14 protein-coding genes are annotated in these 15,154 nt (G+C 48.5%); 11 read left to right on the top strand and 3 right to left on the bottom strand.

Annotation, left to right across the window (positions count from 1 at the left end):
- Positions 1–42: 42 nt before the first annotated feature.
- From ACEW9O_RS05375 to ACEW9O_RS05365, 3 genes are all read left to right on the top strand, one after another.
- The gene (locus ACEW9O_RS05375; protein WP_373549105.1) at positions 43–690 is read left to right on the top strand and encodes a hypothetical protein; all 648 of its coding nucleotides are present in this window, start codon (positions 43–45) and stop codon (positions 688–690) included.
- 133 nt (positions 691–823) lie between these two features.
- On the top strand, positions 824–1,849 hold the full coding sequence (locus ACEW9O_RS05370) for a sensor histidine kinase (protein ID WP_373549104.1): 1,026 nt from the start codon (positions 824–826) through the stop codon (positions 1,847–1,849).
- Positions 1,846–2,631 (top strand): LytR/AlgR family response regulator transcription factor, encoded by a 786-nt coding sequence (locus ACEW9O_RS05365; RefSeq protein ID WP_373549103.1) that lies wholly within the window; start codon positions 1,846–1,848, stop codon positions 2,629–2,631. The genes ACEW9O_RS05370 and ACEW9O_RS05365 overlap by 4 nt, the downstream gene beginning before the upstream one ends.
- 125 nt (positions 2,632–2,756) lie before the next feature.
- On the opposite strand, the gene ACEW9O_RS05360 is transcribed toward ACEW9O_RS05365, so the two are convergent.
- Both ACEW9O_RS05360 and ACEW9O_RS05355 read right to left on the bottom strand, forming a co-directional pair.
- Positions 2,757–3,335: a DinB family protein gene (locus ACEW9O_RS05360; protein ID WP_373549102.1), complete on the bottom strand. Its 579-nt coding sequence runs from the start codon at positions 3,333–3,335 to the stop codon at positions 2,757–2,759.
- A 79-nt stretch (positions 3,336–3,414) separates the two neighbouring features.
- Positions 3,415–3,990, bottom strand: a complete 576-nt coding sequence (locus ACEW9O_RS05355; protein ID WP_373549101.1) for a Crp/Fnr family transcriptional regulator — start codon at positions 3,988–3,990, stop codon at positions 3,415–3,417.
- 349 nt (positions 3,991–4,339) lie between these two features.
- Here ACEW9O_RS05355 and ACEW9O_RS05350 point away from each other — a divergent pair, with 349 nt between their 5' ends.
- The 8 genes from ACEW9O_RS05350 to ACEW9O_RS05315 all read left to right on the top strand — a co-directional run bounded on the left by ACEW9O_RS05350 (position 4,340) and on the right by ACEW9O_RS05315 (position 14,122).
- The gene (locus ACEW9O_RS05350) at positions 4,340–5,908 is read left to right on the top strand and encodes a serine hydrolase domain-containing protein (protein WP_373549100.1); all 1,569 of its coding nucleotides are present in this window, start codon (positions 4,340–4,342) and stop codon (positions 5,906–5,908) included.
- A 175-nt stretch (positions 5,909–6,083) separates the two neighbouring features.
- Entirely contained in the window at positions 6,084–6,605 is a 522-nt protein-coding gene (locus ACEW9O_RS05345; RefSeq protein WP_373549099.1) for a gluconate 2-dehydrogenase subunit 3 family protein, read from the top strand.
- A gap of 17 nt (positions 6,606–6,622) precedes the next feature.
- Positions 6,623–8,323, top strand: a complete 1,701-nt coding sequence (locus tag ACEW9O_RS05340; protein ID WP_373549098.1) for a GMC oxidoreductase — start codon at positions 6,623–6,625, stop codon at positions 8,321–8,323.
- Positions 8,324–8,371: 48 nt separating this feature from the next.
- On the top strand, positions 8,372–9,214 hold the full coding sequence (locus ACEW9O_RS05335; RefSeq protein ID WP_373549097.1) for a sugar phosphate isomerase/epimerase family protein: 843 nt from the start codon (positions 8,372–8,374) through the stop codon (positions 9,212–9,214).
- A 27-nt stretch (positions 9,215–9,241) separates the two neighbouring features.
- Positions 9,242–10,213: a kelch repeat-containing protein gene (locus ACEW9O_RS05330; RefSeq protein WP_373549096.1), complete on the top strand. Its 972-nt coding sequence runs from the start codon at positions 9,242–9,244 to the stop codon at positions 10,211–10,213.
- A gap of 168 nt (positions 10,214–10,381) precedes the next feature.
- A complete protein-coding gene (locus ACEW9O_RS05325) occupies positions 10,382–11,692 on the top strand; it encodes a hypothetical protein (protein WP_373549095.1) in 1,311 nt (436 codons plus the stop codon).
- A 92-nt stretch (positions 11,693–11,784) separates the two neighbouring features.
- A complete protein-coding gene (locus ACEW9O_RS05320; RefSeq protein WP_373549094.1) occupies positions 11,785–12,936 on the top strand; it encodes a serine hydrolase domain-containing protein in 1,152 nt (383 codons plus the stop codon).
- A 70-nt stretch (positions 12,937–13,006) separates the two neighbouring features.
- Positions 13,007–14,122 carry a helix-turn-helix domain-containing protein gene (locus tag ACEW9O_RS05315; RefSeq protein ID WP_373549093.1) on the top strand — a complete coding sequence of 372 codons (1,116 nt, stop codon included), beginning with the start codon at positions 13,007–13,009 and terminating at the stop codon, positions 14,120–14,122.
- A gap of 48 nt (positions 14,123–14,170) precedes the next feature.
- On the opposite strand, the gene ACEW9O_RS05310 is transcribed toward ACEW9O_RS05315, so the two are convergent.
- On the bottom strand, positions 14,171–15,016 hold the full coding sequence (locus ACEW9O_RS05310; protein ID WP_373549092.1) for a hypothetical protein: 846 nt from the start codon (positions 15,014–15,016) through the stop codon (positions 14,171–14,173).
- Positions 15,017–15,154 lie beyond the last annotated feature (138 nt).

Raw genomic sequence — 15,154 nt, 5'->3', positions numbered from 1 at the left:
GCCCAATAACCAAAAATCAATCAACTGAAAAACCATAACACAATGAAAAATCTCGCAATTTTCCTAATCACCTTCACCCTCTGCGCCACCAGCCTAAGCGCCCAAAATGAAAAATTCCAAATGGCCATGGGCAAAGCGCTCGGCCAGATGTCGGCAGCCAAAGGACCTGAAGACCTGAAAAATACCGCCAATACTTTTTCTCGCATTGCCAGTGCCGAAGCTGCCGAGTGGTTGCCCCAATACTACGCAGCGCTCAACCACCTTTGGGCCGGGTACAGCATCATGGAAAGCAACATGACCGAAGCGCAGGCATTGGCCAAAACGGCCTTGAGTGAAATCCAGGCGGGTCAAAAAATTGCCCCCAACGAATCTGAGTTGGTGGCGTTGGAAGCCTTTGCTTATCAATTACAACTGCTAGAAGACCCAATGACTAAAGGTGCCGAAATGAGTGGGAAAATTTTTGCGACACTGGGAAAAGCCGAGTCTTTGAACCCCGCCAATCCCAGAGTTTATTATCTTCGGGGCAACTTCACCCTCAATATGCCCGAGTTTTTTGGCGGCGGCGCTGCTAAGGCTGCCCCCGATTTACAAAAGGCCGTAGCTGCTTATGCTGCCTTTAAACCAGCTTCTGCTTTTCATCCGAACTGGGGTGCAACGGAGGCTGGTGAATTGGCGGAAAAAGTGAAATAGTAAATTGGTTTAGAAAGTTGAGGGAGGTTGAGAAGGTTTAGGCTACCGCAGCGGCTCACACGAGAATTTGTCAAAATCGCTGCGGCAGCCTAAACCTTCTCAACCTCACTCAACCTTCCTCAACTTAAACACCGTGAAATACCTCAAAGAATTCGTCCTCGTCTTCCTCCTCCTGGGCGGCGCCCTCAGCGGCCTGGAATTGCTTTTTGACGATGAAAGGAGCCTGTGGATTTTTTTCCGGCAATGGATTATGAATGGCACAGGAAGCGTATTTATGTGGAGTGGAAATTCATATCTAGCCGATGCATTGAGCATTCATTTTCCCTGGACTAAAAACTCCACAACCCGTTTGGTGGTGACTGTTTTTGCTACACTCATTTATACTTTTGTGGCCTGGCTGATTTTGGTCTGGCTATCCAGCGTTCTGTACCCCTGGATGCTTACCTGGGACGGACTCAGGCATGAAATTATGAACGGATCATTTTTTGTTACCCTAATCATCACCGTCTTGATCTCCGCCTTCATGCATGGGCGAGGTTTTTTGCTGGCCTGGAAAGAAACGCTGATTGAAGCGGAACAACTGAAAAAGGAACAAATGGCCGCGCGCTACGAAACCCTGAAAAACCAGGTCAATCCCCATTTTTTATTCAACAACTTCAATGTGCTGGCTACTTTGGTGCACAAAGACGCGGACTTGGCTGAACGTTTCATCAAACAATTGGCCAATGTGTACCGCTATGTGCTCGACAGCCGGGAAAAGGAAGTGGTGCCCCTGGAAGAAGAGCTGAAACAACTGGAAGCGTATGTTTTTTTGATGAAAATCCGCTTTGGGGAGAGTTTACAGATTGAGATTGATCCGGCATTGAGCCAATTGGAAGGCATCAGCCTGGCACCCTTAACTTTGCAGATGTTGGTCGAAAATGCTTTGAAACACAATGAAGCGTCAAAATCAAATCCATTGCTCATTCAAGTACTTTTAGAAAATGAGGATTATATGGTAATTCGCAATAAGTTACAAACCAAATTGAACGTAGGTGAATCGACGGGGGTTGGTTTGGAAAACATCAGTGCGCGCTATAAGTTTTTAAGTGATAAACCCGTACTCACTCCACAGGAACCCGGTTTTTTTACCGTTAAAATCCCCCTGATTCCCGCATGAGAATAGTGATTGTTGAAGACGAAGAACTGGCCGCCGAAGGATTGATCCAGGCTTTACAACGCATCGAAAAGGATGTAGAGGTGCTGACCGTATTGGACTCGGTGCGGGAGGCGGTGCGTTGGTTTAGCGAAAATGCCCGACCAGATCTGGCTTTTTTCGACATCCAATTGGCCGATGGTTTGAGTTTTTCCATTTTTGAGCAATGCGCCATTACCTGCCCAATCATTTTTACCACCGCTTATGATGAGTACGCGCTGCGTGCCTTTAAGGTCAACAGCATCGATTATTTGTTGAAACCATTTGAGCTGGCTGATCTGCAAAAAGCGCTGGAAAAATGGCGCTTGCTGAGTGCTGAATCTCCTGCCACTGCACCAATACCCGATGCCGAGTTGATGCGCCTCCTGATGCAACAAATGAGTAGCCAAATCCGGCAACCGACTTACAAAACCCGCTTCATGGTCAAAATTGGCGACCACCTACACAGCATCAACAGCCATGAAATCGACTACCTGTACAGCGAAAACAAAATCGTCTGGTTGCGCCACCAAAATGGCCGCAAATACCTGATCGACTATACCCTGGAGCAAGTGGAAGACCTGCTTGATCCCGCCGATTTTTACCGCATCAACCGCAAGTACATCATCTCGATTGGGGCGATCAAATCAGTGGCCAGCTACACCAACAGCCGCTTGAAGGTGATACTGAGAGAGCCACCGGATGAGGAGGATGTGTTGATCAGTCGGGAAAAGGTGGAGGCGTTTAAGGGGTGGTTGGGGAGGTGAGGTGCTGTCTTAGGTTTTTTAGGTGGTGAAAAATATGCCGCGCTCCATTTTTTACCACCTAAGAAACCTAAGACACTTAAGAAACACCTCAGCAATGGTGCATTTATACCCATTCTGCCTCAAAATCACTTCACCGCTGCCATTACCGGATTCGAAACTGCCTCCAATGCCCGCTCCGCCTGCAACACATGCCGCCGATGATGCGCTGTATAAAACCCAAAGGTATCGCCCAATTTCAGACGAATCCACTGCGCAATGGAAATGGGAATTCGCACTTGATTCAAGTTCACCGTTCGGGCTGCTTCGATCAGTTTCAACATCCGCTCTTGTTGGTCGATGAATTGGGCCAAAGCTGCCGCAGGATTTAAAAATGTGGGTGGGATCGCGTTAGTAGGTGATTTCATTTTGGTTTTGGAATCCGGTTGCATCAATTTTGTAAAATATGTACCTAGCCAACTACTTCGAAATTCATCAGTTGGCGTACTCCCAGACTGTTTGGCCTGTTGAATGGCTTTTTCAATGGCGGGCAAATAGTAATTCCCGTAAGCATTCAAGTGCGCCAGGCATTGTGCCGCGCTCCATCTGCCCGGGGCTGGCTCCACATTCAGTTTTTGTGGCGGCATGTTTTGCCATTCACTTACAGCTTTGTCCAGCATGGTTTCGGTCTGCTGGTAGAGGGTATCCAAAAGGGTATTGGCTTGCATATGTGTTATTTTTCTGCAAACCTACGGGGCTTCCACTCCAAAAACCTTGGTAAAAACCAAGATTTGCTTAAACATGCGTTCAGATCTTGATTTGCCCCAAAAGTTTGCTGAAGTTGGTGGCGTCCATGCCCAGGTAATTGGCAATGTATTTGTGTGGAACGAGCTGCAACAGGTGTGGGCTCCGTGCCATCAAGGTTCGAAAGCGCTGCTCGGCGGTATACGATTGTAATTCGATCTGGCGCACCAATACGCCCTCTAACGTTTCGCTCAAGGCCAAACGAATTAGGCGCTCCAACAGCGGATGTTTGAGCAAAACGGCATCAAAATCCCGAAAACTCGCGCGTAAAAATTTACTCGGGGTAAGCGTTTCAAACCAATACCGCGAAGGCCGTTGCAACAAAAAAGAATCGGCCACTCCTGAAAAAGAGGGCGCATAAGTAAACACCAGCGTGGCCTCACGCCCGTCGCTCCCAATGGCATACGCCCGTTGTACCCCATCTTGCACCAAGTAGAGGTATTTTTCCACTTCACCTTCGGCGGTGAGTATGGTTTTGCGTTTGGCGCTGTGCTCCTGAAAAATGGCCGCCAGGTCTTCTACCACTTCTCCGGGAAGCTGTGGCCAAATAGACAGTAAATAATCGCGTGCATTGGTCATAAGGAACAGAAATCAAATAAAGGTACAGAATTGGCTCGGCAATTTTTTGATTTGGCAAGGCACGAGGAAGGCGCATAGCAAGCCTACGCAACTAACGAGTAACGCAGCGAAATCAAAAAAGGGCCCAGCCGAAATGCAGCTTTATTTGATTTCCGTTCCTTAGCATGTCGACGAAGGTAATTTATCTTCTCTAAATTAGCAGAGATTTGGAAATGCAGCTGTACCTTATTATTTTTCCAGAAATAAAAACATAAATTTGAGTGAACTATAAACCAACAAAATTTATTCGTTTAACGAAATGAAGCGCCAAAGGAAACATCTGTTTTACGTAAACCATAAACTATAAACAATGGGTTCAACGCGCCGAGCATTTGTCGCTCAAATTGGGCTGACTAGTCTGTACTTTGGCTTGGGAGCTGGTTTTCCTAAAGCGTTTTTGCTCAAAACCAATGGCATGCTCCCCCGTAGTACCCCAGCAGCACAGGGAGTCGATGCTGCTCGGATCATCGCTTTTATCGATGCGATCAACCAAAGCAAACACGAGTTCCACAGTTTTATGCTCTTGCGCCACGGTCAGGTGATCGCCGAGGGTTGGTGGGCTCCTTATGCCCCCGATTTGCGGCATACCATGTACTCGATGAGCAAAAGTTTTGTGTCTACGGCGGTAGGTTTTGCCGTGATGGAAGGCAAACTCAAGGTCACGGATCCAGTAATACAGTTTTTCCCCGAATCCCTACCCGCCAACATCAGCCCGGAACTGCGCCAATTGAGCATCAAAGACCTCTTGACTATGTCGGTTGGCCACGAGATAGATACCTCGCAGGCCATGCGCAAAGAGGAAGATTGGGTCAAAGCTTTCCTGGCTTACCCCTTCAAATACCAGCCCGGCACCCAGTTTTTGTACAACAGCGCTGCCACTTACATATGTAGTGCAATCGTGCAAAAAGTGACTGGGCAAAAAGTCGTCGATTACCTCAAACCTCGCTTGTTTGATCCGCTCCAAATCGAAGGTATGGACTGGGAAACCTGCCCCAAAGGCATCAATGTAGGAGGTTGGGGGCTCCGGGTCAAAACCGAAGACCTGGCCAAATTTGGCCAGCTGTTGCTGCAAAAAGGCAGCTGGAATGGCCAGCAAGTGGTGTCCAAAGCTTGGATTGAAGAAGCAACCAGTTTCAAAATTCAACAGCCTGCGCCAGCCAATCCTGCCCGCCCCAATGCGGAGAACGATTGGCTACAGGGTTACTGCTATCAGTTTTGGCGCTGCCGCAATAATGCTTACCGGGGCGATGGAGCCAATGGTCAATATACCATCGTCCTGCCCGAGCAGGACGCCGTGCTGGTCATCACCAGTGAAAGTCCGAACATGCAAGGGCAACTGGATTTGGTTTGGGAACACCTGCTGCCCGCTTTTGACGCCCGCAATGCCGACGTCAGCGCCATCACGAATCTGAAGAGCAAAACGGCAGGGCTGGCTTTGTCCGTGGAAAAAAGCAGCATCCCGGCCCCTTGGTCCAAGCGCAGTTTTCAATTGGAACCCAATGAAATGGGCTTAAAAAGTATTCGACTGGCTTTTTCCAAAAACAAATGTACCCTCGATTGGCAGGGTGACCAGGAAAACTACAGCATGAGTGCAGGCCTGGGTGCCTGGAAATTTGGAGAAACCACTTTCCCTGGCAATGAATTGATGTCCAAACCTGTTTCCCGCGCCAGTGGCATTCGTTTGAAAAAAACCGCGATCAACGGATATTGGAAAGACGAAAATACCTTTATTCTGACCCTACGCTACATCGAAAGCCCACACCACGATTTGTTGACGTTCAACTTTACGGGAGATCAGCTCGAATTGAGTTTCAACAATAGCCGTACCCGCTTGAGTGCAAACAATAAAGATGTGCGGCCGATCCTCAAAGGGCGATAAAAAAATAAAGGTTCATTTTGCCAAAGGATTTGATAAGTAAACGGTTCATTTTAAGTGTCTTATCAAATCCTTTGGCTTAGAAAAAATGAACACTTATTTTTGCCCACTACAAAGGTCGGACGGGTTCTATTTAATTGAACAAATTAAGATCACAACAACTCTACAATACTACTACATGCAACGACGCAAATCCATCAAAAATATGGCGTTATTGGCTGGAGGCCTGATCGCGCTACCGACCTGGGCCAAGGCCTGGTCGCTGGAAACTTTGCCCCCAATGGCCCTGCCGCTGCCTACCCTGGAAGGCAATACCCTGGCGCTCATCATTGAAGCCATCATTCCTGAATCGGACACTAAAGGGGCCAAATCCTTGGGCGTGCCCGCCTTTATCAACACGATGCTGGCAGACTGCTACGACAAAAAAGTAGTTGAAAACGTAGAAAAGAGCCTGACTCGGGTGGACAATATCGCGCAATCCAAATTCCAACAGGGATTTACTGCCCTTCCCCTTGCCCAAAAACAGGCTCTATTGCTGGAGATTGAAAAAGGGGAGGATAAGGATTTAAAAGACTTTTACAGCCTCATCAAAAACCTGACCATTCAGGGCTACACCACTTCGGAGTATGTACTGACGACTTTTTTGAAGTATGAAATGGTGCCGGGGCATTATCATGGATGTGTTCCCGTAAAAAGCTAGTTAAAATTTCAACAAAAATGGCCAATCTCAATATAAACGCTCGCAAAAAGAACAGCTACGACGCCATCGTCATAGGTTCGGGCATCAGTGGTGGCTGGGCCGCCAAAGAATTGTGTGATGGTGGACTCAAAACCCTCGTACTCGAACGGGGGCGCGATGTCAAACACATCGAAGATTACCCCACTGCCAACAAACATCCCTGGGAATTTGAACACCGGGGGCAGGTGCCACTGGCCTTACGGGAAAACTATGGTCGCAGCTTTATGCGGGAAGAAACCCTGCACTGGGCCCTCAAAGCCGATGAGCAACCTTTTGTGCAGGAAAAGCCCTTCACCTGGACGCGTGGCTATCATGTGGGGGGCAAGTCCTTGCTCTGGGCGCGCCAAACCCAGCGTTGGAGTGATTTCGATTTTGAAGGCCCGGCCCGGGATGGCTATGCCATCGACTGGCCGATTCGTTACGCCGATATTGCGCCCTGGTACAGCCACGTTGAAAAGTTTGCAGGCATTTCGGGCAACAAGGACGGTTTGCCACACTTGCCCGATGGGGAGTTTTTGCCCCCCATTGAATTGAACTGTGTGGAACAACACTTGCAAGGCGTGCTGGCGAAAAACTACACCGATCGACAATTGATCCAGGGGCGTTGTGCCCATATCACCAGTCCTCAGCCCATTCATTTGCAGCAAGGCCGGGGCAAGTGCCAACACCGCAACCTGTGTAACCGGGGTTGCCCCTTTGGTGGCTATTTTAGTGCCAACGCTTCGACGTTGCCCTGGGCGGCGAAAACAGGGAAAATGACCTTGCGGCCCGATTCCGTGGTGCATTCCATCATTTACGACGAGAAAAAAGGCAAAGCCAGCGGCGTAAGAATCATCGACGCCAATACCAAAGAAATGATCGAGTACTACGCCAAAGTGATTTTTGTGAACGCTGGCGCAGTCAATAGCAACATGATCATGCTCAACTCCATTTCGGAGCGCTTTCCCACGGGCTTGGGCAATGACAGTGGAGTGTTGGGCAAATATTTCGCCTGCCACAATTATCGGGGCAAAGCCAATGCCCAGGTAGAAGGCTTCCTGGACAAAACCACTTCGGGCAAAAATCCGAGCAATGGCTACATCCCACGCTTCCGCAACGTGCTCAAGCAAGATACTGACTTTCTACGTGGCTACTCCATCGGGATTGGTGCCGGGCGGGGCACCTATACGAACCGCGATGGCATCGGCGAAGACCTGAAAAATCAACTCATCCATCCCCAACTTGGCAACTGGAACGTCAGCGCGTGGATGCAGGGAGAGAGCGTGCCCATTGAGTCCAATCACCTGCGCCTCCATACCGAACTCAAGGACAAGTACGGCATCCCACAACTGATCACTTCCGTAGCCTGGACTGAAAACGACGACAAGATGGTCAAAGATTTTCAGGAGCAAGTGAATGAAATGTTCAGCAGAGCGGGATTCAAAAACATCAATGCCAATGACACCAAGTCGAACCCGGGCTCCGACATCCACGAAATGGGCGGGGTGAGAATGGGTGCTGACCCTAAAACTTCCATCCTGAACAAATGGAACCAGGTGCACGACTGCAAAAACGTCTTTGTAACCGATGGGGCTTGTATGACTTCCACTGGTACACAAAACCCGTCGCTGACCTATATGGCCATCACGGCTCGTGCCGCGAATTACGCGCTGAGCGAATTTAAAAAACGCAATTTATAATTGGGTTGTTGAGCGTAGCCGAAACACAACCTTTTCAACTAATCAATCATGCAAAAATACCTGTTCTTACTGCTCTCAATCTTGTGCCTCGGCGAAATCCAGGCCCAAAAATCCATTTACGGCTTCCCATTAGGGGTACAAACGTACACCTTCCGCCGCAGTTTTCCGCTCCATGCCATGAAGGCGCTGGACACGATTAAAATGTTTGGTTTCACCGAAATTGAAGGGGGCGCTCCAAGGGGCATGAGTCCGGAAGACTTCCGCAAAGCCTGTGATGACCGGGGCATCAAAATTCCCTCCACGGGCGCGGGTTACGAACAATTGGTGAAAGACCCGATGGCGGTGGTCAAAACGGCCAAAATCCTCGGTGCTTCCTACGTGATGTGCGCCTGGATTCCTCACAAAGGCAATGACTTCACCATTGAGGAGGCCAAAAAAGCAGTAGTGGATTTTAACACTGCTGGCAAAGTGCTGAAAGAAAATGGCCTTACGCTTTGTTACCACGACCATGGTTACGAATTCCGCCCTTACGAAGATGGTACCCTGATGGACTACATCATCAAAAACACCAATCCGGAATACGTCTCTTTTGAAATGGACGTGCTGTGGACCATACACGGCGGAGGCGATCCGGTTGCTTTGTTGAAAAAATACAAGGGTCGTTGGAAGTTATTGCACTTGAAAGACCTGCGAAAAGGTATTGCTGGTGACAACACTGGACATACGCCCGCTGAAAATGACGTGGTGCTGGGGACAGGTCAAGCCGATTTTCGGGGCATCCTCAAAGCGGCGAAAAAAGGAGGCGTGAAACATTGTTTCATCGAGGACGAAAGCAATTATGAGATGGTGAATGTGCCCAAGAGTGTGGCGTATTTGAAGGCGTTGAAGTAGTAAATTCACCTCAACAATCCTTTGTCCATGGGCCGCTGTATATTTTGTTTATTGCTCGGCTTGACTGCATTGTACAGTTGTTCCAAAAAAGAAAAGGAGGTACAACTGCCACTTGGGGTATGGGAAAAAGTAACGGACTTTCCAGATGTTTCCCACCCCGGCAGTGTCGCTTTTGTACTAAACAATATAATCTTTATTGGTGCAGGTACCCTTTGGGCAAAGGATTTTTATGCTTATACCCCTTCCACAAACCAATGGACAAAAATAGCGGATTTGCCTCGCGGGCGTTCGCAAGCCCTGGGGTTCTCCCTGCAAGGCAAAGGATACGTGCTCGCCGGGCGCGACTCCACGGGCGACCTGAATGACTTTTGGGAGTATGACCCTGCACAGAATGCCTGGACGCATTTGCCAGATTTTCCGGGGCCCCCAAGAACCAGCGCCACAGTACTCACCCTGGGTAATAAAGCTTACCTGGGCACTGGCTGGACCCATCTGGCGGGGTCGGGTGCACAAATGCAATTGAGTGATTGGTGGGAATACGACCCACTCACCAAAACCTGGACGAGAAAAACTGATTTTCCCGGTGGTCCATGCTCATTTGCTGCAGGGATAGGCCTGGGTGCTAAAGCTTACCTTGGTTTGGCGGGCCCAGGGCTCAGTCCAGGGCGACAATGGTGGGAATATGATCCCGCCCTGGACAAATGGAAACAACTAGCCGATTGCCCGGGAACTCCACGGTATGGTGCGGGCATTTTTGTCCTCAAAGATAAAATCTATGCCGGAAATGGAAGCAAAGGTCTGGGCGCCGATCCCAAGTATTACATCTATGATTGGTGGGAATACGACAAAGTGAAGGATCGTTGGCGAGCAGTAGCTTCAAGCCCCCAACTTCGGGCAGTGGGCGTTAGTTTTAGCATTGGGGATGCTGGTTATTGGGGCCTTGGCTTTGATGATTCGATGGGAGATGTAAGGGACATTTGGCGGTTTAAGTTGGAATGAGGGGTGGCAGGGTCGATCAGTTCTAGATTTGGAAGTAGAATCTGGCATGGTCGAGACGCACGGCTGTGGATGTCACCTCTGCTTCAAAATTCTCGTAAAAATACCACTCGGATTCTTGCTCATCCAACCCACATTCCTTAGTTTTCTAAAAATCAGAAAACCTACACCATGCGCAAGTTTACCCTCCTCCACCAAGTGGCAGTGTTGCTGCTGCTGAGCATTTTTTTGGCTGAAAGTTGTATCCCAGTGCCCAAAGAAAGCGCCGCTGAGCCCCAATTCAAACTCCTCGCCGCCGACACCTTTTATTTCAATTCCTTTGTGGATTGTAACATGGCCGAAGCCTGGATTGGCGATACCTTCCGCATCTTTCCCGGCAAATACGGCGAAGACCCTCTCTGGGGCGATGCCCGCGACCTGAAATTTGCCAGTGGTCGCAATGCGGACGAAGCGTTTAGCAGCAAAAAAGAAGATTTCACCGAGCCGCGCATGCCCAAAAACGCACCGATTGGCACGCCAGGGCTCCACGGTGCCGCCTGGTTTGAAACGGTATATCAGGACGCCAAAGACCCCAGCGGCCGGACACTTTATGCCGTGTACCACAACGAAAATTACCCTCAAACCCTGCCTTATGATTCCAGTACTGGCGAAGGGTACATCAACTACAGATGGCCCCGCGGCCTTACTGGCCCGGCCTCGCCTGCAGCGGTCTGCCGCATTGGCATCATGAAATCACTGGATGGTGGGCGCAGTTGGGACAACCGCGGCTTGTTCCTAGAAGACCTCCAGCCCCGCATGATTCTCAAACCATTCAATACCTCGAATACCTTCGCGGGTGGAGTAGGGGACCCCTCGGCGGTCGCCAGTGGCGATTATTTGTACTTGTTTTATGGCGAATACGGGTTTCCCGGAGGCTATGATTCCACTGCGTACGACCCTACCAAAGAATGGAGTGGGCAGTGCATCAGCGTGGCCCGAATCAAGTTGAGCGATTTGGACAATCCGGTTGGTAAAGCCAAACGTTGGGATGGTCAGGCTTTTACGCGGCCATACAATGGCATTGGAGCGCCAGTTGAATCCCTACAAATTCCCCGCGATGCGGGCGGTGGCCCGGCTTCCTCACCCAAAGGTCAATTCCATTGGGGCCCTTCGGTGAGTTGGAATACTTACCTCAATTGTTGGGTAATGCTCATGGGCAAGGTGGAAGGCCCATCCTGGGAGGGAGACGAATTGTACATTTCTTTCAATACCAATCAGGATTTGAGCAAAGGGGCCAATTCCCAAAAATGGAGCAAACCCAAATTGTTGCTCAAACGCCCTGGGCATATCCTGTGGTACCCATCTTTGCAGCCGATGAATACGCCGGAGGACATTGCCAACAAAAACACCTGTTTGCGACTGGGCAAACGGGCGCGTTTGTTTTTTAAGTATTCCGATTTGGGAGCGTATCGTTCGGAGCACATTGTGGAGTTTGAGAAATAAACTTGATTTAGCTTTTCTTTAACGTTCGCTTCGATCCATCCGAACACTCCAGCCAGCAATTGCGGCTTCTTTTGTCGAAAAATACATCCGACATGAAAAATGCAATTGTAATTGGCCTATTGGTCGCTGGATCGATCCTGGGCTGTACCAAAGACCCCATCGCTCCCGCCGAGCTGAGCAACAACCCATTATCCAGCCAATTGGACAAAGACGTAGACGCTTTGATCCAAAAGCACCGCAATGGCCTCAATACCGTGGGCATGACGGTCGGGTTTTGGAAAGACGGAGAAAGTAGCACCTATGGCTATGGGGAAATCAAAAAAGGGGGCAAACAAGTCCCGGATGCCCATACCTTTTTTGAAATCGGCTCCATCACCAAAACCTTTACTGCTGCGGCGATGGTGCAATGGTTGAATGAGCAAGGACTGAGTTTGGATAGCCCCATCCAGCCTTTTTTACCCAGTTCAATTCCGGCTTTGAGTAAGGGCGGGGTAACTGTTAATTTTAAACAGATTCTCAACCACTCATCAGGCATCGCCTATTTCCCCAGCAACCTGAATTTGTTGTTGAACGATGATGCCAAGGAATTGGCCCGGTACAGCGAAGCCAAGTTGTTCGATTATTTGGAAAAAGGAAAATTGAATGCTACACCCGGCACCAGGTATGAGTATTCCAACACCGCTATGGGCTTGGCGGGGACAATTTTGGCGAGAGAAAACAAAACGACTTATGGCGATTACTTGCAAACAAAAGTATGTGAGCCACTAGGTTTGTTTGAAACCAAAGCCAAATTGAGCAGCGAGGAAAAAACCCGTATGGCCGATGGCCACCGGGGTGGAAAAAAAGTGGACTTGTGGGAAAGCCTGGGGGCATTGGATGGCGCAGGGATTTTGCGTTCAACCACCAGCGACCTGCTCAAATACGGTGCTGCGTGCATCAATCCACCCAATACTCCACTTGGTCGGGCCATGAGCACTGCTCAGGTGTCTACCTTAAAAAATGCCAAAAACTTGACTGAGTCGGTCGAAGTATGTCTAGGTTGGCACCAGATAAAAACTGCGGATCAAACGGGTACTTTGTTGTTTCATGATGGCGGAACCGGGGGATTTAATTGCAGCTTGATCTTGGACAAAGAGAAAAAGTTGGTGCTGGTGGTTTGTTACAACAGTTACAATGGCGGCAGTAAAGCCGAAGCGGAGGCGCGTACCGCCTTGAACAATGATCTGTTGTTATTGCTGCGTTAAATATTTCTTTACTAAAGTTTCCTGGTCAAATGTCAATTATATTTAGCCAGAATTTGACCAGGAAACCATCATGATCATCAATGCGCTTTGTGCAGGTAGCTTCATTTATTTGGCTTTTGTATTGCTGTTAAAAAGCCGCCATACGAACACATTGGCCAACCGTTGGCTGGCCTTATTTTTGGTTTTTGTCAGTTTTTTACAATTGGACGATGCCTTGATGATGTCCGGAGCCTACCTGAAGCATCCGCACCTCTTCAATATTTTTGACCTGTTTATTTTTGGAGTGGCACCGTCATTGTACTTGGCTGTGTTTCATTTTGTCCAGGCTTCCCGACAATTTTATGTACGAAGCTTGTGGCATTTTGCACCCTGTTTTTTGATCCTGATTTTAAGTGTCCCCGCTTTTTTGGACTCAAAAGCCGCCAAATTGGAATTGATAAAAGCAATCAGCATCTCGGACAAAACTTTGAATATTGTTGAAATAGTCGTTTTTGCAATCCTGTTCCTGCAATGTGTCGTGTACCTTTTGCTAGGTTATGTGAAAATCCTGCGGCACCAAAAGAACCTACAATTGGTGAGTTCGAATCAGGCAGAAACGGATTTGAATTGGTTGAAAAACTTTTGGTATGTCATCAGCATTTTGCTGTTGTTGTGGATCATTGAGATCGTTTTTTATACCAATTTTCTAGGCGGTGAAATGAGTTGGGCGTATTGGTTAGGGACTTTTTATTTGGGTGCTTACGCGATTCAACAAAAGGAGATTTACCCGTTTGTAGCCCAGGAATTGGCTGAAATCAAGGAAATCATCCAGGAGAAAAACCTTTCTCAGATGGGTGCCATCGAGGTTGATCCATTGCAAAAAGAGCAACTGCTTACACTGATGAAGGATCAGAAACCCTACCTCGATCCCGAGCTTAGTTTGCCCAAATTGGCTCAACTGATGCATTGTAGCACCCACGAACTTTCCCACCTGATCAACCAAGGGTTTGAACGCAATTTTTACCAATTCATCAACACTTACCGCATCGAAGAAAGCAAACGTTTGTTGCAAGATCAAAAACTGGATCACCTGAATATCCTGGCGATTGGATTTGAGGCGGGATTCAACTCCAAGACGACATTCAATACCACGTTTAAACAGCTGGTGGGAATGTCGCCGCTGGAGTTTCGCAAACTTATGGCCTAAGGACGACTAGCCTTCGCGTCCAGACCTGATTTTGACTTTGTACTTCTATTATTGTCCAACCGGCAGCACCACAAATCCGTTTTGCGCCAATTGCCCAAAATGCTCGTAAGAAATCCAGATGTAACCCGCGCGACCCCAGTCACTGCCCCAAGGGCTCATCAATTCGATCATCCTTTTGTCCTCATTAAAACTCACCACCGCCATGGGATAAACTTGCGAAGGTGCACCCGTTGGTATCCAGGTGTCCTTCCCATTGGCTTGCACCAGACTAGGATCGGCATTGAATTCCACAATGACCGGATTACCACGTACCAGGGCCTTCCGCAGTTCAAAGATTTTTTGCAGCGACTTGGTCAAAGGGGTGAATACGTGCAGGTAATTGGTGATGCGAAACTTGCTGGCGTTGTAGACGGCATTGGTCAATTTTTGCGAGCCATAAGGTAAAATAGCCGAGTCAACGGTGCCATTTTGGGACAAAAACTGGAAGGCGTCTTTGAATTGTAGTGCCCGGTTCTGCCCCAACAAATTGAGGGTGATGAAGTCGGGGCTGAGGTTGATTTTATAGTTGTTGTCTTGATTAAAGTAAAATTCCAGACAAGCGGCCAGGGTGTAACTCATTTCGGTGCCTACTTGTTCGATCTCTCGCACCGGCATCATGAAAGGTTTTACACTTTGTTCCCGCAGATTGTCCAAACTGTTTGCCCGACCTACCCCTTTTACGAAGGGCATCATCATGTCGATCATTCTTTGGTCTTGTACACCAAAAGCAACGGCTTGGGCATTGCGCAAGTTGATGGATTGATTTTGAGTGCTAGTGGGTTTGTCTTGCGCTTGTAAATTGTTGACTATCAATAACCCCAAACTACATACTAGGCTGAAACTTATTCGGTTCATAAAAATCATTTTGCAGAAAGAACGTCAATTTGCCCCACTTTGGTTTGTAACGGTTGAGGAAAAAATAAATATCTATGTGTAAAAGGAAAATGTAATCTCCCAACCTAGGGTTTGTAGGTGTGCTTACTTAAGCGTACC

Source organism: Haliscomenobacter sp. (assembly GCF_041740695.1).
In the GTDB taxonomy this organism is placed as follows: Bacteria; Bacteroidota; Bacteroidia; order Chitinophagales; family Saprospiraceae; genus Haliscomenobacter.
The sequence above is the reverse complement of the archived record's forward strand: the minus strand, read 5'-3'. Positions and strand labels throughout refer to the sequence as shown.